The 20,704-nt window shown below is 51.9% G+C and carries 20 protein-coding genes; 1 reads left to right on the plus strand and 19 read right to left on the minus strand.

Features of this window, described 5'->3' with window-relative positions; translation table 11 throughout:
* Positions 1-10: 10 nt before the first annotated feature.
* From dinG to G548_RS0100835, 8 genes are read right to left on the minus strand one after another with little or no spacing between them, the layout of a single operon-like run.
* Positions 11-2,815, minus strand: coding sequence for an ATP-dependent DNA helicase DinG (gene dinG / locus G548_RS0100800; RefSeq protein ID WP_022792245.1), 2,805 nt, complete (start codon positions 2,813-2,815; stop codon positions 11-13).
* 21 nt (positions 2,816-2,836) lie between these two features.
* The gene (locus tag G548_RS0100805; protein WP_022792246.1) at positions 2,837-3,820 is read right to left on the minus strand and encodes a biotin--[acetyl-CoA-carboxylase] ligase; all 984 of its coding nucleotides are present in this window, start codon (positions 3,818-3,820) and stop codon (positions 2,837-2,839) included.
* Entirely contained in the window at positions 3,813-4,970 is a 1,158-nt protein-coding gene (locus tag G548_RS18655) for a tRNA nucleotidyltransferase/poly(A) polymerase-related protein (RefSeq protein ID WP_022792247.1), read from the minus strand. The genes G548_RS0100805 and G548_RS18655 overlap by 8 nt, the downstream gene beginning before the upstream one ends.
* Positions 4,970-6,097, minus strand: coding sequence for an N-acetyl-alpha-D-glucosaminyl L-malate synthase BshA (bshA, locus tag G548_RS0100815; RefSeq protein WP_022792248.1), 1,128 nt, complete (start codon positions 6,095-6,097; stop codon positions 4,970-4,972). Before bshA ends, G548_RS18655 begins: the two co-directional genes overlap by 1 nt.
* 2 nt (positions 6,098-6,099) lie before the next feature.
* Complete coding sequence (gene bshB1, locus G548_RS16960) at positions 6,100-6,810, minus strand: bacillithiol biosynthesis deacetylase BshB1 (RefSeq protein ID WP_022792249.1); 711 nt, start codon at positions 6,808-6,810, stop codon at positions 6,100-6,102.
* Positions 6,800-7,219, minus strand: coding sequence for a methylglyoxal synthase (gene mgsA / locus G548_RS0100825; RefSeq protein WP_022792250.1), 420 nt, complete (start codon positions 7,217-7,219; stop codon positions 6,800-6,802). The genes bshB1 and mgsA overlap by 11 nt, the downstream gene beginning before the upstream one ends.
* Positions 7,220-7,231: 12 nt before the next feature.
* Complete coding sequence (gene dapB / locus G548_RS0100830; RefSeq protein ID WP_022792251.1) at positions 7,232-8,035, minus strand: 4-hydroxy-tetrahydrodipicolinate reductase; 804 nt, start codon at positions 8,033-8,035, stop codon at positions 7,232-7,234.
* The gene (locus tag G548_RS0100835; RefSeq protein ID WP_022792252.1) at positions 8,032-8,373 is read right to left on the minus strand and encodes a nucleotide pyrophosphohydrolase; all 342 of its coding nucleotides are present in this window, start codon (positions 8,371-8,373) and stop codon (positions 8,032-8,034) included. The genes dapB and G548_RS0100835 overlap by 4 nt, the downstream gene beginning before the upstream one ends.
* 127 nt (positions 8,374-8,500) lie before the next feature.
* On the opposite strand from G548_RS0100835, the gene G548_RS0100840 reads away from it, so the two are divergent.
* Positions 8,501-9,370 carry a YitT family protein gene (locus G548_RS0100840; RefSeq protein ID WP_022792253.1) on the plus strand — a complete coding sequence of 290 codons (870 nt, stop codon included), beginning with the start codon at positions 8,501-8,503 and terminating at the stop codon, positions 9,368-9,370.
* Positions 9,371-9,447: 77 nt separating this feature from the next.
* On the opposite strand, the gene G548_RS0100845 is transcribed toward G548_RS0100840, so the two are convergent.
* The 11 genes from G548_RS0100845 to trpE form a co-directional block, all read right to left on the minus strand.
* The gene (locus G548_RS0100845) at positions 9,448-10,125 is read right to left on the minus strand and encodes a zinc metallopeptidase (protein ID WP_022792254.1); all 678 of its coding nucleotides are present in this window, start codon (positions 10,123-10,125) and stop codon (positions 9,448-9,450) included.
* 71 nt (positions 10,126-10,196) lie between these two features.
* Entirely contained in the window at positions 10,197-10,799 is a 603-nt protein-coding gene (locus G548_RS16965) for a DUF1405 domain-containing protein (RefSeq protein WP_022792255.1), read from the minus strand.
* A gap of 51 nt (positions 10,800-10,850) precedes the next feature.
* Positions 10,851-12,110, minus strand: coding sequence for a tetratricopeptide repeat protein (locus G548_RS0100855; protein ID WP_022792256.1), 1,260 nt, complete (start codon positions 12,108-12,110; stop codon positions 10,851-10,853).
* Positions 12,111-12,394: 284 nt separating this feature from the next.
* Entirely contained in the window at positions 12,395-13,495 is a 1,101-nt protein-coding gene (locus tag G548_RS0100860; RefSeq protein WP_022792257.1) for a prephenate dehydrogenase, read from the minus strand.
* 81 nt (positions 13,496-13,576) lie between these two features.
* A complete protein-coding gene (gene hisC, locus G548_RS0100865) occupies positions 13,577-14,677 on the minus strand; it encodes a histidinol-phosphate transaminase (RefSeq protein ID WP_027847116.1) in 1,101 nt (366 codons plus the stop codon).
* 35 nt (positions 14,678-14,712) lie between these two features.
* Positions 14,713-15,537, minus strand: a complete 825-nt coding sequence (trpA, locus tag G548_RS0100870; protein WP_022792259.1) for a tryptophan synthase subunit alpha — start codon at positions 15,535-15,537, stop codon at positions 14,713-14,715.
* Positions 15,530-16,732 (minus strand): tryptophan synthase subunit beta, encoded by a 1,203-nt coding sequence (gene trpB / locus G548_RS0100875; RefSeq protein WP_022792260.1) that lies wholly within the window; start codon positions 16,730-16,732, stop codon positions 15,530-15,532. The genes trpA and trpB overlap by 8 nt, the downstream gene beginning before the upstream one ends.
* Positions 16,710-17,375 carry a phosphoribosylanthranilate isomerase gene (locus tag G548_RS0100880; protein WP_022792261.1) on the minus strand — a complete coding sequence of 222 codons (666 nt, stop codon included), beginning with the start codon at positions 17,373-17,375 and terminating at the stop codon, positions 16,710-16,712. The genes trpB and G548_RS0100880 overlap by 23 nt, the downstream gene beginning before the upstream one ends.
* Complete coding sequence (trpC, locus tag G548_RS0100885; RefSeq protein ID WP_022792262.1) at positions 17,350-18,132, minus strand: indole-3-glycerol phosphate synthase TrpC; 783 nt, start codon at positions 18,130-18,132, stop codon at positions 17,350-17,352. Before trpC ends, G548_RS0100880 begins: the two co-directional genes overlap by 26 nt.
* Positions 18,125-19,150 carry an anthranilate phosphoribosyltransferase gene (trpD, locus tag G548_RS0100890; protein ID WP_022792263.1) on the minus strand — a complete coding sequence of 342 codons (1,026 nt, stop codon included), beginning with the start codon at positions 19,148-19,150 and terminating at the stop codon, positions 18,125-18,127. The genes trpC and trpD overlap by 8 nt, the downstream gene beginning before the upstream one ends.
* Positions 19,143-20,651: an anthranilate synthase component I gene (trpE, locus tag G548_RS0100895; protein ID WP_022792264.1), complete on the minus strand. Its 1,509-nt coding sequence runs from the start codon at positions 20,649-20,651 to the stop codon at positions 19,143-19,145. Before trpE ends, trpD begins: the two co-directional genes overlap by 8 nt.
* Positions 20,652-20,704: the final 53 nt, after the last annotated feature.

Raw genomic sequence — 20,704 nt, forward strand, 5'->3', positions numbered from 1 at the left:
ACACTCCTTTTTAACGTTTTTTTGCTTCTTCAAAAAAATCAGCGATACGGTCGAGCACCGCATCCATCGGTTCATAATACGTATTTGTCCTGGGAATCGAATCAATAAACGACGAGCCGTAGGAAGCTTCCATAATCCTCTTATCAAGTACTGTTACCACACCCCGGTCCTCGGAGTGGCGGATCAGCCGGCCAAACCCCTGCTTGAACCGGAGAACAGCGTGCGGCAATGCCTCTGCGTAAAACGACCGCTTTCCCTCACGCTGCATTTTGTCCGACACAGCTTCGTAAACGGGGTCTGTGGGAGGAGAGAAGGGCAGACGCACAATGATCACGTGCTGCAGCTTTTCCCCCGGTATGTCGACGCCCTCCCAGAACGCATTGGTTCCAAGCAGAAGCGCATTGTCCTGCTGCTGAAACAGCTTGGTCAGCTTGGCGTGGGTGCCGCTCGTAATTCCCTGCCCGATGACGCTTAAAGTTGATTCTTCGGTCCACTCTTTCAGCTGGTGATACACCTGCTTAAGCATATTAAAGGACGTAAACAGAACCATCGTTTTTCCTTCCGTAATGTTGACGGCGTGAAAAATATATTCAGCTGCTTCCTGCGCAAAATCAGCGTGTTTATCATTCACACCGGAAATGTCTTTTGGAACGAGCAGCTGCGTCTGGGAGGCGTAATGATAGGGCGAGTCAATCAGGCTTGTCTGCGGAAGAAAATCGTTTAGCCCCATTTTTGACTTCATGTATTCAAATGAGCCGTTAACTGCAAGGGAACCGGAGGTAAGCACCACGCTGTCTTTTTTCATAAACAGCTGTTCACTCAGCTCCGAGGCCACCTCCACCGGCCGGGCGTAGATGTACGCAGCATTTTTGGCACCGCTCTGCTCAGCTTCCACCCAGTAAACATGATCGGGCTCCCGTTCAAACAACAGATGGAACAGATTATCTCCAAGACCGTCCATTTGTTCGAGATAGGCGTTCAACTCGGCAAGTTCATTTACAAAGTTTTTGGCAGTCGGCTGCGTCTCCCATGCTTTTTCAAACGTTTCCCACGCCTTAAATTCCTGTTCCAGAAGGGTTAGAAAACGTCGGCCTGCATCCTCCACCTGCTCCCATACCGGGCCGGACTCGCCTCCGGGTATGAAACGCTGGCTGTACCGGCCCACTTCCGAACGCCGACGGCCGGAAGCCGTGCGGCACCAGCGCGTGAGCAGTCGAAAGAGCTCGTCGCATTCATACATCAGCACCGCATGGTTATCCTCGCGTTCCTGATACCAGTCCGGCTCAAACACGATGCCGGCTTCTTCCCCAAACCAGATGAGCGGGCGCACGACGCTCTGTTTTGTATCCAGGCCGAACCTGCGGAGCAGCCGGTTTGCTTTTGTATAGTGAACGGATCTTCCTGCATATTTTCCCGCCGTTTCCGGCAGGTGATGCGCTTCATCAATAATCAGGTAAGGGTAGGCAGAAAATAAATTTTTCCCCTGGTAGATATCGCTCAAAAGCATCGCATGATTGGTGATGACGATATCAGCATATTCTGCTTTGCGGCGGGCGCGCGCATAAAAACAGTATTCTTCCCATCCTCTTTGAGCATGCTCATCCTGATAATGATTCTGCCGGAGGCTTTCCCAGAGAGCATTCCTGCGGCCGCCGGCCATATTAATTTCATCAAGGTCTCCGTGCAGGGTTTCTGTCAGCCATATTAATACCTGGCCGAGGCCGAGCGCTTCTTCGAGCGAAAACTGCCGGCGCTGCAGCCACTTTTCAAAACGCTGCAAAGAGATGTAGTTACCGCGTCCTTTTAATACAGCCACAGAAACCCGGTCGTCAATCAACTGCTCGAGCAGTGGGAGATCTTCGTTCATCAGCTGCTCCTGCAGTGTGAGCGTCTGAGTGGAAATTAATATTTTTTGGTTGTATGTACGATGATATTTCACGGCCGGAAGCAGGTATGCAAGCGTTTTTCCCAGGCCGGTGCCCGCTTCTATAACGGCGTGGGAGCGTTCCTCAAACGAGGCATAGACCATTTCTGCCATCTCGAGCTGGCCCGGGCGCTCTTCAAAACGGTCCCAGCCCCGGCTTTTGGCATGATTTCCGCTCAGGATCTTCTGCAGCGATACATTTCTCTGCTCCGGCTTTTCTGCTGGAAGCTCTTTGCGGAACACAATGCCGTGGTTCTCCTCCAAAGTGTACGGAAGCTGCTGCGGCGCTTTTGCAATACAGCGCTCAATATACCGGTGAAGATCACTGTGCAAAAAGGCAGCCAGCCGGTCCAGCCGGTGAAGCACGGCCTTTGGAAGCACAGCCAGTTTTTTACGGATGGATATCCACAGCTCTGCGGTGACGAGAGCGTCGCTGTCCGCCCGGTGCGGACGGTCATGGTCGAGGTCCAGCCACGATGTGATCTGTGACAGACGAAAACCCGGCGCTTGTGGGTAAGCGAGTCTCGCACACTCTACTGTATCCACCACGGGTCCCTGAAACGGCGGGAGCCCGGCTTCCTGCATGCCTGCATTGATAAAGGCCAGATCAAACTGCACATTATGGCCGACAAAGGCAGCGTCCTCGAGCCAGGCGGTTAACGTGGGAGCCACCTCATAAAACTCCGGTGCATGCTCCACATCCTGGTCCCGGATACCGGTAAACTGCTGAATAAAAGGAGGGATCGGCATGTGCGGCTGAATAAAGGTGGAAAGAGTGTCAAGTACTTCTTCGTCCTCCATCAGCACTGCGCCGATTTCAATTATTTTTGCTCCTTTTCTCGGAGACGTGCCGGTTGTTTCTACATCTATGACTACATATTTCTGTCCCATCTGCCTGCCTCCTTTCTTCCGCTATTCCGGCGGTGGGCCGTCCAGAATCTCGCCGCTGTGTACCGTCTGAATGCTGCCGTCTGTCTTTTGGACCTGCAAAGCCCCCTCATCCGTTATACAAAGGGCTGTTCCTTCCACTGTCTGCCGGGACGTCTCTACCTGGATAAAACTTCCGATCGTATCTGTTTTGGCGGACCAGGCAGCTTTGACTGCACCGAATCCATTCGTTAAGTATTCATTATACCAGGACTCATAGCTTTTTAAGATAGAGGCAATAATCTGCGGGCGACTCTGCCGGGCTCCTGCATACTGCCGGATGGAAGCGGCTTTTTCCGCGAGCTCTCCGGTAAAATCCCCGTCAGCCTGGTTTACATTAATACCCATGCCAACAATCACTGTCTGTACTTCATCCATGTCTGCCTGCATTTCTGTCAGTATACCCGCGAGTTTCTTTTTATGAATGCGGATATCGTTCGGCCATTTAATCGCAGTCGGCTCCGGAAGATAGCTGTCAAGCGCCTCAGCAAGGGCCACCGCCGATAATAAGGTGAGCTGTGGAGCGTAGCGGGGAGGCACCTGCGGGCGGAGCAAAAGACTCATCCAGATGCCCTGCTCCGGACTGCTCTGCCACGAGCGTCCGAGCCTCCCCCGGCCCTGCACCTGTTCATTCGCCACAGCAATAAGCCCTTCCCCGGATCCCTTTTCAGCCTGCTCCCGTACAATTTCCTGGGTGGAGGTTACGGTGTCGTTATAAATAATCGATCGGCCGAGGCGCTCCGTTGTAAGATGGAGCATGATTTCTTCTGTGCCAACCCGGTCGGGAAAACGCACCAGCCGGTAGCCGCGCCGGGATGCTGCTTCGATTTCATATCCATTTTTCCGCAGCTCTTCAATCTGCTTCCACACAGCAGTACGCGATACCTGCAATTCCCCGCTGATCTCCTGGCCGGAGACTGGGCGGTCCCGGTGGGCCATTAACAGCTGCAGTAATCGGTTTTTATTCATCGTTCATTTCCTCCAAATAGGCCAGCAGCTTTTGTTCACTGTTTTCTACCTTTTCATTCAAGACTGCCTGTTCTAAATATGCGACCGCCTGCCCGATTCTCGCCGAGTCTTTGTAGGCCGGCATCGAGGCGATTGACTTTGGCAAAAGGGCCAGGTCCTGCCTGGAATGAATCGGAAGAGCCTCCCATTTCTTTTTCCAATCTGCACAGGAGCTTCCCCGGTAAGTAAAATACTTCCACTGTTTGAGCTTCTCCAGATCTGCCACCTGCTTTGGACCGAAATAATACAGCCACTGCCGCCACGTTTCGGGAGAGGCGGCCACATCGACTCGTTCCAGCAGCCAGCGGCACTGCTTTCGTGACTGATTGGAAAAACGCCACCCGTTCAGCATCTCCAGGCTTTTTCGTCCGTACAGGGCATGCAGCAGCGCCGCCCATGAAACTTTTGTGCCCGCAGGAAACTGTACAAGCGCGGGGTGATGAAAAAAGGGAGACGCTGTCCGGACCGATTCCGGAAAACAAGAAAACAAACGCAGCTCTCTCATATTTTCGAGGGCGCTCAGGCGTTTCTGCCCTTCAAGCAGCTTGGTTATTTCATCGCGTATTCGTTCCACGGCGGTATGTGCAAGCCCTTCTGCAGCTGCTTCTGCTGCCCGCTCAACTTCCGGATTCAGCGAAAAACCGAGTACAGAACGAAAGCGGAACGCGCGGATCACCCGGAGTGGATCGAGGAAAAAGGCGCGTTCAGCAGACTCCGGCGTGCGTAGCACCTGTTCCCGGATATCCTTCTGTCCATTGAACGGATCGATCACTGTCCCCTGTGCATCTGCTGCCATCGCGTTGCATGTGAAATCCCGCTGCTGCAGATCCTCTTCAATTGTTTCCGCCCCTTCACGGAACGGAGTGACTTCGACAATACTATTTCCGGTCTTTACGAGCAGTGTTCCAAATTTCTCCGACGGCTTTACAGCGTACGGAAAAACAGCCGAAAGCTCTTCCGTGGTCGCAGCCGCTGCTATATCCATATCGTTTGGCATCCGGTTCATCAGCCGGTCACGCACGGCTCCGCCCACAACATAGGCGGTGATACCGTTTTGCCGTAACGTCTTAATAACAATCAGCGCCTCTTCCCACGTCTGATGATCGTTCATTACCCGTCCTCCACTGTCCGGCGGTACAATTCTTCATACTGGGCTACGATGCGAGAGGAGGAAAAATATTCTTCCACCACGTCGAGCGAGCGCTGGTTGAACCTTTTCATCCTATCTGGATCCGTCAGCAGTCCGACCGCCTGCTGAGCAGCCATTTCCACAACCCCGAGCGGCACAACATAGCCGGTTTCGTTATGAAAGACCACCTCAGGGATACCTCCGACATCTGTGCCAATGACTGGCACACCGCATGCCATCGCTTCAAGGGCAGCCAGACCGAAGCTTTCTTTTTCTGAAAGCAGCAGCATCAAGTCGGCAATGTGCAAATAGTCGGCGACGTGCCGCTGGTTGCCTAAAAACAGCACGTCCTGGTCGACGCCGAGCCTTTTCGCCTCTGCCCATGCCTTTTCCCGGTCCGGTCCGTCCCCAAGCATAACCAGCTTACAGGAAACCTCTGTCTGCACTGCCGCAAATGTCCGCACGACGTCTACGACCCGTTTCACCGGCCGGAAATTGGAAACATGCAGAAGCACCTTTTCGTCCTCGTCAATATTGTATGCTTTTTTTAAATCCTTTTTATCCGTTTTCGGACCGTACACCCGCTCGTCCACGAAATTGTAAATTGTATGAATATCACGGTCGACTTCAAGCATCTGCTTTGTCTGCTCCACCAGAGCGTCCGATACCGCAGTCACTTCGTCCGAGCGCTGAATGGCGTAGCGGATAATATCACGAAGCGAGGAGTCATGGCCAAGCACGGTAATGTCTGTACCGTGAAGCGTTGTTACTACTTTTACAGGGTGGTCGGTCATATCCCTGGCTAAAATCGCACAGACAGCGTGAGGCACGGCGTAATGCACGTGCAGGACGTCGAGCTGCTCCCGGTTGACGACTTCCGCCATTTTGCTTGCAAGCGTTAATGAGTAAGGCGGGTACTGGAACACTTCGTATTGGTTTACTGAGACTTCATGATAATAAATATTCGGTGAGGTTTCGGTTAAACGATACGGGATCGCCGAGGTAATGAAATGTATTTCATGGCCTCGTTCAGCAAGCAGCTTGCCGAGCTCCGTCGCAATAACTCCCGATCCTCCCACCGTCGGGTAGCACGTTATTCCAATTTTCACGCTTAGTCACTTCCTTGTCTGCCGGGCACCTGTTGAAAAAGCATCGGAGTTTCGGCGATAAACCCTTCTGCGTAAGTCACTCCCGTTTCTTTGCCGAATAATCGGTCTCTTGCCTGAATCGTTTCGAGGTACCCGTCCGTAAGCGGTGTACTTACGGCTTCTTCTCCCGGATCAAACTGGCTTTTATACGCCTTTAACGCCGCTTCTTTGTCGCCGGCAGCTGCGGTGATGTCCACATAAAAGGCAGGCCGGTGGTAGCCGTTAATCATGTAGTAGTACATGTTTGGTACCTTGTGGGCGTTTTCGTCCACTCCCGGATACAGCTTGACCCCTGCATCAAATACAGCCCGCTTTACGATATTTCCGGCATCGCCGTGGTCCGGGTGCCGATCGATATAGTACGGGGCAAATATCGTGTCCGGTTGGATGCGGCGGATCAGCTGTACAAGCTGGGTGTACTCTTCCTGGGTTACTGCTGTAAGCATCCGGTCTCTCCAGGTGAGCTGCAGCCGATAGGCGCCGAGGATTTCTGCTGCCCGCTCTGCTTCCTGCTGCCTGGTTTCCACAGTGCCGTTAGATGAAAGGTCGCCCTCTGTCAGGGAAAGCATATAGACATTGTCGGTTTTACTGTGCTGCGCTACCGTCCCGCCCATTCCAATTTCAATATCATCAGGGTGGGCCCCGACGGTTAACAGCGTTCGTTTATGTGTCATATTGATCTGTAGACTCCTTTAAAATATCACGAAAGGCGAACAATCCGTGTTCAAGCCCTTTAATCAGCACCTCAGCTGCGGCCATGTTCGTTGCAAGAGGAACCCCATGCACGTCGGCTAGCCTCATCAGCGCGGTGATATCTGGCTCATGCGGCTGTGCGGTCAATGGATCCCGGAAAAAGAGCACCAGGTCCACCTGCTGTTCTGCAATCTTTGCCCCTATCTGCTGATCGCCGCCGAGCGGCCCCGACTGGTACTGTTTGACATTCAGGCCTACCTCCTCCTTCAGTCGCCCGCCGGTCGTCCCGGTTGCTGAAAGGGTGTGACGCTCGAGAATATGCCTGTATGCTTCGCCAAACCGGATGAGATCGTCTTTTTTCTTATCATGGGCAATCAGTGCAATATTCATAAAAGCCCCCCTTTACTCCAGAATGTTTTCGAGACCGTACACGAGTTCGTCCATCGTGACTACCTGCTCGATCGCGAATTTGACACCCGGCATAAAGGACGCCCGGTTGATCGAGTCGTGACGGATAGTAAGCGTCTGGCCCTCCCCGCCAAACATCACCTGCTGATGGGCCACCAGGCCTGGAAGCCGCGTGCTGTGAATCCTCATGCCGTCGAGCTCCGCTCCGCGTGCCCCCGGCATCGTTTCTTTTTCCTCGGGATGCCCCTGCGTTTTTTTGGTCCGGTTTTCCTGAATCAGCTTAGCCGTTTTTACAGCGGTGCCGGATGGGGCATCAAGCTTTCGGTCATGATGCAGCTCAGTAATCTCCACATCCGGGAAGTAGGCTGCAGCCATTTGTGACATTTTCATCATCAGAACAGCGCCGATAGCAAAATTTGGTACAATAAGCACTCCCCGCTTCTGCTCTTTTGCTTTTTGACGCAGGCGGTAGAGATCTTCATCAGAGAAGCCTGTCGTACCAACAACCGGCGCAAGGCCGTAGTCGAGTGCTTTTTCTGTATGTATTTTTCCAATTTCCGGCGTGGTCAAATCTACAAACACCTCTGCTTTGACCTCGCCGAGACACTCGTCAATGTCCGTATAGACACGGGCCCCGGAGTTTGGCATGCCTTCGATTTCCGACAGCAGCGAGCCCTCGTATTTATGATCCACCACAGCAGCGAGCTGCAGGTGCTCTGCGGCTTCAATCATATGTACAGCTTCCTTACCCATGTTTCCTCTCGGCCCGGCGACGATAACGCGAATTAATTCAGTCATTTGTCATTCTCCTTTTTCGTCCATCTATCCTGATCTCTTGTCTCAAACTTTTCCATTACGATACCAAACGCTTCATCCAGATCAATATCAAGTGAATTCGCAAAGCAGATAAGCACAAACAGCATATCGCCCATTTCCTTATCCAGTGATTTATGCTCTTCGCTTTCTTTTTTCGGCTTTTCACCGTAATAGTGATTAATTTCTCTGGCAAGCTCTCCAGTTTCTTCTGTCATTCTTGCAAGCATGGCGAGCGGGCTGAAATACCCTTCTTCAAACTGGCCGATAAAGGCATCCACTTTTTCCTGCATTTCTTTCATCGTCATCTGTTCCCGGGACATTCCGGCGTCCTCCCTTCAATCGTATAAAAATCCATTCGGTTTGACAAACATAGATTGCCTCCTGCCCCGGGCTTTACTATAATGTAACGGTTGATACAAGCTTTCCGGCCGGAGAGGAGGAACCATCGTGAGCATTTGGATACATACCCGTAATATCTTTTTTGTCGTGCTCGGCTCTGCTATTATGAGTTTTGGACTTGTCTATTTTAACATGCAAAACCAGCTAGCGGACGGCGGCTTTACTGGTATTACCCTAATTCTTTATAATTTATTCAATATCAATCCTGCCTTCAGCAACCTCGTGCTGAACATTCCCGTCCTGATTCTGGGCTGGCGTCTGCTCGGGCGGCATGTCTTTGTCTATACGTTAATAAGCACAGCGGCCGTCAGTTTGTTTTTATGGCTGTTCCAGGAGGTCGAGCTTCTCCATCTGCCGCTTCAGGATGACCTTGTTCTTGTCGCCTTGTTTGCCGGCGTTTTTGTCGGCTCAGGCCTCGGCATTGTTTTCCGGTACGGCGGTACCACCGGAGGGGCTGACATTATCGCCAAGCTTGCAAGTAACGTGTTCGGCTGGACGATGGGGCGCTCGCTGTTTATGTTTGATGCTGTGGTCATAATCGCTTCCCTTCTGTATTTAGACTACCGTGAAGCAATGTACACGCTTGTGTTTGTCTTCGTGGCTGCCCGCGTCATTGACTTTATTCAGCAGGGCGCATACTCCGGCAAAGCCGCTATGATTATTTCCGATCAGGCCCCGGAAGTAGCCGACGCCATTCTGCAGGAGATGAACCGCGGAGCGACTATTTTAAATGGTAAGGGCAGCTTCACCCGACAGGAAAAAGAGATTCTCTACTGCGTCGTTGGCAAAAACGAGCTGATGCGCCTGAAACACCTTGTCGAACGGGTGGACCCCCATGCTTTTGTGACAGTTAACGATGTGCAGGATGTTATCGGTGAGGGCTTCACCCTCGATGAAAACAAAAATCCGCTTCAATAAGACTTTTTACTCCCACATTTTTATCAGCTTCCACACACAAAAAACACCTGCGCCGGTAAACGCGCAGGTGTTTCTTACTATTCTTCGCTTGTCATGAGAAACATGGCGATAAAACGCCCCAGTTCCAGCACGGCTACCAGAGCAGCTGCAACGTACGTTAATGCAGCGGCATCGAGTACTTTTTTCGTTTCCCGCTCTTCATTGTTGCTGATAATACCAGTCGCAACAATCTGATTCATGGCACGGCTGCTCGCATTAAATTCCACCGGAAGGGTGACAACCTGGAACAGTACGGCGGCCGAGAAGAATATGATACCCGCCAGAAACATGCCGGTCGACTGCAGCAAAATACCGGCGAGAATCAAAAAGAAGGAAAGATTGGACCCGGTCGAAGCCACAGGTGCAAGCGAGGAACGGAATCGTAAAAACGCATAGTTTTCCGCATCCTGAATCGCGTGCCCCACTTCGTGAGAAGCGATCGCCTGAGCCGCTACCGTCGAATTGTAATAGTTCTCCTCTGACAAACGGACAACTTTTTTTGAAGGATCATAATGATCCGTTAGTTTTCCTTTGGTCGGCTCTACGCGTACGTTATAGATGCCGTTTTCCTCCAGGATTTTTTTGGCCACGGAGGCCCCTGTCATCCCGGATGAATTGCTTACGTTCGAATATTTTTTGTATGCTTTTTTCACTTTGGACTGCGCCCAAAGCGGAATGAGGATAAGCGCTGCTAAATATAACAGAAGCATTCCCATTTTTTCTCATCCCTCCATTTATATATACTTATATTGTATGCAGACGGGGGTATAATGTCAAAGATTATGCTCTATTCCTCCATGAGCCGAAGCTCTGTCCGGCCGGGACTGAGCCTCCACCAGAGCAGGAGCCCGATCGAAATCACACTAAGCCAGAACGTCCCGTAGCCGATCAGGGAAATGTACGGCTGGAGCGACGCTGACACCCAGGGATACATTCCAAAAACGTAGTCAATTATGTCATTATGTACTGTCCATACCGCGACTGCCCCGATATGCCAAAGCTTCACCCGGTAGTAAGGCAGATACAAAAACGCCTGCAGCGCCATGCCGGCGTGGGAGGCAATAAGCATGTAGTGCTGCCAGCTGAGCGCCTCTCCGGCTACGCCGGAAAACACGTTCATCCCTACCGCCCAAAGCCCGTACTTTACAAGCGTTATAAAAGCGAATGCTTCCGCCAGTCCGCTTCTCCTGCCGATAATGTAGAGCCCGAGAACGATCGTAAAAACCAGGCTTGCCGTCGGACTGTCCGGGACGAAGGGCAGAAACACAGCCGGCGTCTGCTGCAGCTGCTGGCCGTACCAAATGTAGCCGTAAATGGTACCGAGCGCGTTAATGATAAAAAGCGGGATTAACACGTAAGGCGTTCCAAACCATCCAAGTAGCTGTTTCACTGTATCATCCGCCTCATTTTATATGTAGAAAAAGACACCAGTTTCGTGTCTTTATTCGCTCATGCGAAGGTCTTCAAGCAAAAGCTGAAGCTCAGTGTTGTCCGGCTGCATGGCTGAAGCCTGCTCCAGGTGCTTCAACGCATTCTCCCGGTAGCCGAGTTCAAGCAGCAGACGGCCGTATTCTTCAAGGAATACTTCGTTTTCCTGATATACGCTGTACACTTCTTCGTATTTTTCTTTCGCTTCGACAGGTTCGTCCTGGAGGTTTTTAGCCCGGGCATAGTACCACTGAAAACGTACATCCGGCTCGCCCATTTCGTATAAATGATCAATCAGGTCAATCATCGCCTCCGGCTCTTCCTGCTCCATCCACATGCTGAGAAGCGCATTCGCCGCTTCAAGATGTGCCGGATTTAAAGCAAGTGCCTCCTTGAGATGTTTCTCTCCCTCTTCTTCGTTGCCAAGCGCCATATAGAGCTTCCCGGCCTCGGTATATAAATTTTCATTGTATTCATCTTCTTTAATACCGGCCTTCGCCGCTTCCAGGGCTTTTTCATGGTCTTCGAGCCCTTCGTAGCTTCGCACCAGGTATGGATAGAGCGCTACAAAGTCTTTATCCATGTTCCGGAGCTCTTCGAACTTCTCTGCAGCAAGCTGATAATCGCTGACCTGAAGCGCTGTATAACCGTAGCCAAACAAAGCGTGGAGCTCAGTATGTTCTTTCAGTCCGGCCTCGTAGTAGCTCAGTGCATCCTCAAACGAACCGGTCACGCTGTATGCTTCAGCGAGACGAAGGCTCAGACTGCCATCCGGAAATTTAAACCCGGCGCCTTCAGCCTGCTTCAGATAAGGAATGCTCTTAGCGTAGTCTCCGCGGGATAAATAATAATCCCCGACGGCAGCAAGGAGCACCGGCTCTTCAGGACTCTGCTTTAAGGCATCCAAAAGCTTTTGCTCCGCTACTTCATCGAGCCCCTGCATCTGGTACAAATCAGCAAGCAGCAGCTGCGCCCGCAGATACTCTTCATCCGAATCCTTCACCTCGAGCAGCCACTCAATTGCGTCATCCTCATCGTCGAGATCAATCGCATTCTCGGCTACGGTCGTCAGCAGTGCCCCTTCATCGGGATAGCGTCCAAGCAGATCTTCAATCAGCGGCTGCGCCTTATCTGAGCGGCCCAGCTCCTGATACATTTCCACTATATCGTATTTTTCCTGATCGTTTGCAGAGTGGCTGTATTTCTCCATCTCTTCGAGCCCTTTTTCCGTATCGCCGTTTCTTATCGTTTCAAGGATCGTTTCTAAATTCACGCCGTCAACAACCTTTCTTCCAGGTAAATCTCGTTTAGCACTGTGTAATTATAGCAAACATTGCCCGCTGTGACGAACAGAAAACCTTCTGCCCGCAGATGATGATAACGTTTACAAAAACAAAAAAAACACCTGATGTCTACTCATCAGGTGTGCCGCCACATCGGCTAGTTTTAAGATAAAGAGTATGGATAGGAGTGGAGAGAAACCATACGCTAATATTAGTATAACGTAATTGTAAGCGTTGTCAATGCTTCTCCCCTATTTTTTCATTCTTTTTTCGGTTAACCAATGTAGGATTCATAATCGTGCTTTTCGAGCTGCTGCATGCCGGCACGCCGATCTTCCTCAGTGCGGAACGTCAGCTGAAGCACGCCCATAATGTCCTCTCTCGTTTCAAGGATCCGTATGTTGATAATACTGATGCCGGTGCGTCCAAGAATACCGGTTACGTCCGAGATAACCCCGGGATGGTCCGGCACGTCGACAAACAGATCATAAATGGCCGGTATAGCTCCCTGCTTCTTGGCAGGCAGGCCGTCGCGATAGGATTTGGCATGCTCAAAAAACTGGTAGATCTGCTCTTTATCCCCCGCGGCAAGCATCTGCTCAATGGCGCTCATCTGCTGCTTCCAGTCCTCCATCAGCTGCCTCATGACGTCGTTGTTTTTCAGCAGAATATCAGTCCACATTTCCGGGCTGGCTGAAGCGATTCTCGTAATGTCCCGGAACCCTCCGGCAGCGAGCTTGGTCACCCATGCCTGTTCATCCTCCATCCCCTTCACCTGATGCACAAGGGCCGAGGCCACAATATGCGGAAAATGACTGATGACGCCTGTCAGCAGGTCGTGCTGCTCGTAGGACAGTTCAATAAACTTTGCCTGCGTGCCCCGAAGCCACTCTTTGATCTCACCGATCTTTTCAGAAGAGCCCGGACCGTTTGGCACCAGCACGTAGTAGGCATTTTCAAACAGGCGGACACGGGCGGCATGGACGCCGCTTTTATGGGATCCGGCCATGGGATGGCCGCCGATAAAATGAACGTTCTTTCCCGAAAGAACGTCTGCCTGCTCGCAGATCGATGTTTTTGTGCTGCCGACGTCGGTAACGATGGCCCCGGGCTTTAAAGATATGCCGGCCAGCTGCACGAGCAATTTCTCAGTGGTGGCAACCGGGGTGGCAAGCACAACCAGATCTGCTTCTTTTACAGCGTTCTCCAGGTCCGGGGCAGCCTCGTCAATAACACTCAAGGATACCGCCAGCTTTGTCTGGGCTTCATCTACATCTGTTCCTGTAATATAAACACCGGGATGTTCCTGTTTGATGGCGAGGGCAATTGACCCTCCGATCAGTCCCAGCCCGATAACTGCTGCTTTTTTCTGCATCTGTTTCCCTCCAGGCCTCTCTTTGTTTCCATACATAAAAACACCCGGCCCCGAGCGGAGCCGGATTCCAGGTGTTGTCCGCTAAAGCCTGGCCTGCTGACGTTCAAGCACTTCACTCAGCGTCTGGCGGAAAGCTTCATTCTGCTCTTCGGTCCCTATCGTTACACGGATCGATTCCGGATAGCCGAGAGCTTCTCCTGAGCGGATGATGATACCCTTTTTCAGCATTTCGTCAAAAACAACGCTTCCTGCAACTCCTGTATGAATCAGCAGAAAATTGGTCTGCGAAGGGACATAGTCCAGTCCCTGTTCTTCACAGAAGGCTGTCATTTTATCGAGTTCAGTTTTATTTTTCTCCCGGCACTTTTCAATAAAGCTGCGGTCCTTCAAGGCAGCCGTTGCCGCCCGCTGGGCTACAGCTGTAACGTTAAACGGAGGCCGGACCGGATCCAGGGACTGAATCAACTCTTCATGGCTCACGCCGTAACCGACCCGGAGAGAGGCCAGACCATAGGCCTTTGAGAATGTCCGCAAAAGAAGAAGGTTCGGGTACTCCTGCAGCAGCTTCAGCGTATCCGGATAATCCTTCGCGGTCACATATTCAATGTAAGCCTCGTCCGAAACGACCAGAACGTTTTCCGGCACCCGATCGAGAAATGCCACAAATGCTTCTTCATTAATATAGGCGCCGGACGGATTGTTCGGGTTACATACCCAGACAATACGTGTCTGTTCATCGATCGCTTCAAGCATTGCTTCGAGCTGATGTTCTCCGTCCACTGCCGGAATTTCACGGATTTCCGCTCCTTCAATGGCCGCATTATGCTTGTACTGCGAGAACGACGGCACCGCCATGACGGTATTTGTATCCGGACCAAGCATGGCACGGCAGAGCATTAAGATCACTTCGTCGGACCCGGCCCCAAACAGCAGCTGTTTTTCTCCAACGTTCAGCTCTTCGGCTACTGCCTGGCGGAGCTCAGCTGCATAACCATCCGGATAAATTTCCGGATCGGCGGCCGCTTCTTCGATCGCCTGTTTGGCCTGTAGCGGAGCACCGTATGGATTTTCGTTCGACGCCATTTTATGGACAGTAGTCAGTCCAAGCTCCCGTTTCACTTCTTCAATTGGTTTTCCCGGCTGGTAAGGCGTCATGCCTTTGATTTGTTTTTTAATATACAACATTGTCACCTCGTCTTTGTATGCTGATTACTATCTTACGACGAAATTAGCTCGGAGACAAAGGTTTTAATTTCGTTCAGTGCCTGCTCGCGCTCTGTCTTTTCAGCCGAAACGAGGGCCTCCTGCTGTTGTTCGACGATTTTCATGATCGCACTGCCGACGACAATGCCGTCACTCACGCCGTCAAGCAGCTCCACCTGGCGGCGGTTGGATATACCAAAGCCAACAGCGACCGGGACCGTGCTTGCTTCTTTTACTTTGCGGATAAACGCGTAGGCTTCATCCGGGAAGGCGTCCCTTGTACCAGTTACACCAAGGCTTGAAACGCAGTAAAGAAAGCCCTGGGCCTGGGAAGCAATTTTTTCAATGCGGTGGGCTGACGTCGGTGCCACAAGTGAGATGACCGACAGCTCCTTCTCTTTGGCAAGCTCACTGATAAAACTGCTCTCTTCCATGGGAAGATCCGGAATCAATACCCCGTTTGCTCCCGCAGATGCCGCTTCTTTGACAAACGTTTCTTCTCCCATGCGGAGCACCGGATTGACGTAGGAAAACACGACGACCGGAATCGTCAGTCCGCGTTCTCTCATCGTCCGGATCGTGCGCAGAGCCCCTTTCAGGCTCATGCCTCCTTTAAGTGCGCGCTGGGCCGAGCGCTGAAGCAGCGGCCCGTCAGCCAGCGGATCAGAATATGGAATGCCAAGCTCTAAAATATGGGCGCCCGCTTCCTGAAGCGAAAGAGCAATCGAAATGGTCGCCTCCTCATCCGGGTCCCCTGCCATAATAAATGGCACAAACAAAGGGTACGATGCCTGTGCTGCCGCTTCTTCCACAGTCAGCACATTTGTTGCTTTATTCATCACTGCTCTCTCCTTCCATGCGGCGGCGGATCGTTTCAACGTCTTTATCTCCACGCCCCGAGAGGCAGATGACGATTCGTTCATTTTTGTCCATCTGTTTGGCTTTTTCAAACGCCAGGTAGAGCGCGTGGGAGGATTCAATTGCCGGTAGAATACCTTCTTTCTTCGTTAACAGCGAAAGTGCTTCCAGCGATTGTTCGTCCGTCACCCCCGTGTATTCTACGCGGCCGCTTTCGGCCAGATGGGCGTGCTCCGGACCAATGCCCGGGTAGTCCAGCCCGGCGGAAATAGAATACGGCTCAATTATTTGTCCATTTTCGTCCTGGATTAAATACGTCAGCGACCCGTGAATGACCCCGCGGGTGCCTTTTGAAATCGTTGCTGCGTGCAATGCTGTATGAACGCCCATACCGGCTGCCTCTGCCCCGTAAAGCTTTACATCGTCTTCGAGAAACGGATAAAACATGCCGATCGCATTGCTTCCGCCTCCCACGCATGCTGCAATCGCATCCGGAAGAGCGCCGCAACGCGTCTGCATCTGCTGTTTCGTCTCATCTCCGATAATCCGCTGGTAATTCCGGACAATCATTGGATATGGATGCGGACCAACGACCGAACCGATCAAATAAAACGTATCTTCGACATTGGTCACCCAGTAGCGGATCGCTTCATTGGTGGCGTCCTTTAAGGTTTTGTTTCCGGACGACGCAGGCAGTACTTCCGCTCCCAAGAGCTCCATGCGGAAAACATTCAGTGCCTGACGCTCCATATCCTCTTCGCCCATAAATACCTTGCACTCCAGCCCGAACTTAGCACAGACAGTCGCCGTCGCCACGCCGTGCTGGCCGGCACCTGTTTCGGCAACGATTTTTGATTTCCCCATACGTCTGGCCAGAAGCACCTGGCCGATGGCATTGTTTAATTTATGGGCCCCGGTATGAAGAAGATCCTCCCGTTTTAAATAAATCTGCGCTCCGCCCAGATACTCCGTCAAATGCCCCGCAAACGTCAGCGGAGTTTCACGGCCGGCATATTCACGCAGAATGTCCTGGTACTCCTCGTGAAAGGAATCATCCTCCCAGGCAGCGTTAAATGCCTCCTCAAGCTCCTCCAGTGCATACATAAGCGTTTCCGGCACATATTTTCCGCCATAATCCCCGTACCGTCCATGTTCATCGGGATATATCTGCTGCATAGCTATTCAACCTCTTCTCTAATTGTTCTAATAAGCCGGCATCTTTTATTCCGTCCTTTTCCAGTCCGCTGGAAATATCAATACCCGCCGGATGATACGCAAGCAGGTCTTCAACATTTTCCGGGCGTACTCCTCCTGCGATAAGTAGTGGAAGCCGGTGGGCTTTTCCGGCTTTAATATAGCCCGGCACGTGCTCCCAGGCGAAGGATGCGCCGGAGCCTCCGAACCGGCCATTGACTTTGGCGTCGATGATGAAGCCATCAACGTAATCCGCATAGGCATCAATCTGTTGATGCGTATATTCTCCGTGCGGCAGGGCTTTCCACACATCCTTGCCTGTACGGTGCCGGATGATCGCCGCTTCTTCCGGCGGTTCCTCACCGTGCAGCTGTATCACGTCCGCCTGTATTTCTTCCACGGTCGCGATCACTTTTCGCACCGGCGCATTCACAAACAGGGCTGTAACCTTTTTACCGTGCAGCGGATGAGCCTGCAGCCACTCGCGAACGGCTCCCGACTCCACTTCCCGCTTCCCCGGGGCAAATACAAATCCCGCAAAGTCAGCAGAGGAAGAAGCTGCAAGCCGCACATCATTTTCGGAGTGCAGGCCGCACATTTTAAACATCGGTGTCTGTGGAGGCATGCTTGTTCACTCCCCGCAGTTTTAGTAAAGCTTCACGTACGTCCGGCTGCCTCATCAGGGATTCGCCGACGAGCGCCGCCTCTGCCCCAAGAAGCTGTATATAGTCAAGGTCTTCGTTTGTACGGATGCCGCTTTCGCTGACGAGTACACTGCCTTCCGGTATAAACGAAGCTGCTTTTCCTGTCTGTCCGAGTTCTGTATGGAACGTATGAAGATCACGGTTATTGATACCGATAATTTCCGGCGTAAAATGATGGAGCAGCTCATGCAGCGTTTCGGGGGAATGTGCTTCTACAAGCACCTCCATCCCGAGCTCGCCAGCCTGCTCGTACAATTCATGCAGCTTTTCCGGCGCGAGGGCTTCTGCGATCAGTAAAATAGCATCTGCCCCCATCGCTGCACTTTCCTCCACCTGTCTGGTATCGATAATAAAGTCCTTGCGCAGCACAGGCAGAGAAGAGATTTTTTTGACCGCTGTCAGGTAGCTGCCGCTCCCCTGGAAATACGTTTCGTCGGTCAGCACCGACAGGGCGGCGGCGCCTCCCTGTTCATAGCCAAGAGCGATGGCTTCCGGATCGAAATCACTCCGTATCAGCCCTTTGGAGGGTGAAGCTTTTTTGATTTCCGCAATAATCTGTACATTCGGCGGGTCCTGCTGCAGTGCTTGTTTCAGTGAATAGAAAGGCACATCCGGACGCTCGCCAATCGTAATACGGGACAGCTCTTCCTGTTTAGTTTGCAGTATTTTTTCAAGCATACGTTGAATTAACCTCATTTCCCCGCAGACGCTGCAGCTGCTGTTCGGCTTTGCCTTCGCGGATAACTCTTTGTGCAAGCTGCACGCCGTCTGCGATTGTTTCTGCCCGGTCGGCAGCATAAAATGCAGCGCCCATGTTTAATAGTAAAATGTCTTTTGCGGCCCCAGTTTCTGAGCCGTTAAAAATATTTTCGATCAGCGCTGCGCTTTCTTCCGCCGTCTCCACCTGCACTTCTTCCACGGGAGCTCTTGTAAGTCCTGCCTCTTCCGGGGTAATTTCATATTTCGTAATTTCACCGTCGCGAAGCTCTGTAACATACGTACTGTCTGAAATCGTCATTTCATCAAGTCCGTCTTTTCCAGTCACAAATAACGCCCGGCTCGCACCCAAATTTTTCAGTACGTAGGCCATTTTCTCCCCGTATCCCCGGTCGAACACACCGACCACCTGAATGTCAGCGTTTGCCGGGTTTGTTAACGGCCCGAGCACGTTAAAGATGGTACGAAAACCGAGTTCTTTTCTTGGAGTGACGGCGTGCTTCATCGCTACGTGGTACAGCGGGGCAAACAAAAAGGCCAGACCTTTTTCCTGCAGAGCTTTAACCGCTTCCTCAGGTCCTGACTGCACGGGCACCTGCAGCGTTTCAAGCACGTCGGCGCTCCCGCTTTTGGATGATACCGAGCGGTTGCCGTGCTTGGCTACCTTAATGCCCGCTCCGCTTAACGCAATCGCAGAAGCAGTGGAAATATTGTACGTTGAACTTACGTCGCCGCCGGTGCCGCACGTATCGAGAAGGGAAGGCTCCTCATGCTCCAGAGAAAGGGCGTGACGGCGCATACTGCGGACAAAGCCGGTCAGCTCTTCCACGGTCTCGCCCCGGAACCGCATAATAGTAATAAGACCGGCAATCTGGCTAGGCGTCGCCTCTCCCTGCATAATAAAGTCCATTGCCTGTTCTGCTTCCTGTTCTTTTAGTGTATGCCCCTCAATGCATTTATTCAACAGTGCTTTAAGCATGAATATTCTCTCCCTTCTCATCGGTGAACATTGCTTCGGCAGCGGCTACAGTACGCAGAAGAGCGGCTGCTTTATTTTGCGTTTCTTCGTATTCCGATGCCGGATCTGAATCGGCAACGATACCGGCTCCGGCCTGAACCTTTGCCGTCTGATTTTCCACAAGCATCGTCCGGATGGCAATGCAGGAGTCAATGTTGCCGTCAAAGCCCATGTAGCAAACAGCCCCGGCATACATTCCGCGCCTTGTCGGCTCGAGTTCCTTTAAAATTTCCATCGCACGGATTTTAGGCGCTCCGGAAACAGTACCAGCTGGAAAAGCAGACTGAAGAGCCGCTACCGGGGAAACGAATGGAGAAAGTCGTCCTGTCACCTTCGAAATAATATGCATCACGTGTGAGAAGCGGACTGTTTCAAGCAGCACCGGCGTTTCCACTGTGCCGTAGGAGGCAATCCGGCCAACATCATTTCGCGCCAAATCAACGAGCATAAAGTGCTCCGCCCGCTCTTTTTCGTCGGCAAGCAGTTCTTCTTCGAGTGCTTTATCTTCTGTGTCGGTCTGTCCCCGTTTGCGAGTCCCGGCAATCGGATGGATTTCCACGTGGCCGTCGAGCACCTGCACGAGCCGTTCCGGAGAGCTGCCTACCACTTCAGTTTCCCCGAGCCGCAGGTAAAACAGGTACGGCGACGGATTAATCATGCGAAGCACCCGGTAAAGGTCAAAGCCACTCACCGTTGTCGGGAGCTCAAAACGCTGGGACAGCACTGTCTGAAATACGTCTCCGGCTACAATATATTCTTTAATTTTCTCCACCGCATCCATGAAATTTTCCTTCGAATAATTGGACTGGACCCTGCTGAAGTCCACGGCTGTATTTTTTTCAAGCGGCGGATACATGGCGGAGCCGGAATTACCGTTCTGAAGACTTTTTTGAAGCTTTCCTACCGTTGCCTTTGCTTCCTCAAAGCGTTTTTCAGGCTCTTTCTCTGTATGTTCATCATAATAGATGATCGTCAGCTCTTTATTCGTCTGATCGAGCGCCATAATCGTGCTGCAGTACACAAAGTGTATGCGTGATTCCGGGGCGTTCTCCGGCGCAAGCTTTGGCTCGAACAATTCCACAGCATCGTACGAGAGAGCTCCGACAGCACCGCCTTTAAATGGAAGATCCACCTCCGGCAGCGAAGGATCAATATAGTCTGTCGCCTGCTGCATGCAGGCCTCCAGATCGGAAGCTGTAAGTATAAGAGCGCCGTCCGTTTTCTCGAGGCGGAACTCTCCTCCCTGCTCTACAATCCGGTAGGAAGGATGAATTCCGACAAACGAGTAGCGCGACCACGGAGAGGCTTCGTCTTTACTTTCAAGCAGATATACCGCATCTTCCTGAAAGTGGCGAAACACATCAATAGGGGTGAGGGTGTCGGAAAAGTAATGCTCCATATAGGGAATCGTTCGGTGGGATAAAGACGCGTCAGTGAACGCCTGCTTTGTTGTTTTGGTCACGGTTTTTCCTCCTTTAATAGGAAAAGCATGCCAGAACACGAGAAAAACCTCTC

This window comes from Marinococcus halotolerans DSM 16375 (assembly GCF_000420725.1).
Classification (GTDB): Bacteria; Bacillota; Bacilli; order Bacillales; family Marinococcaceae; genus Marinococcus; species Marinococcus halotolerans.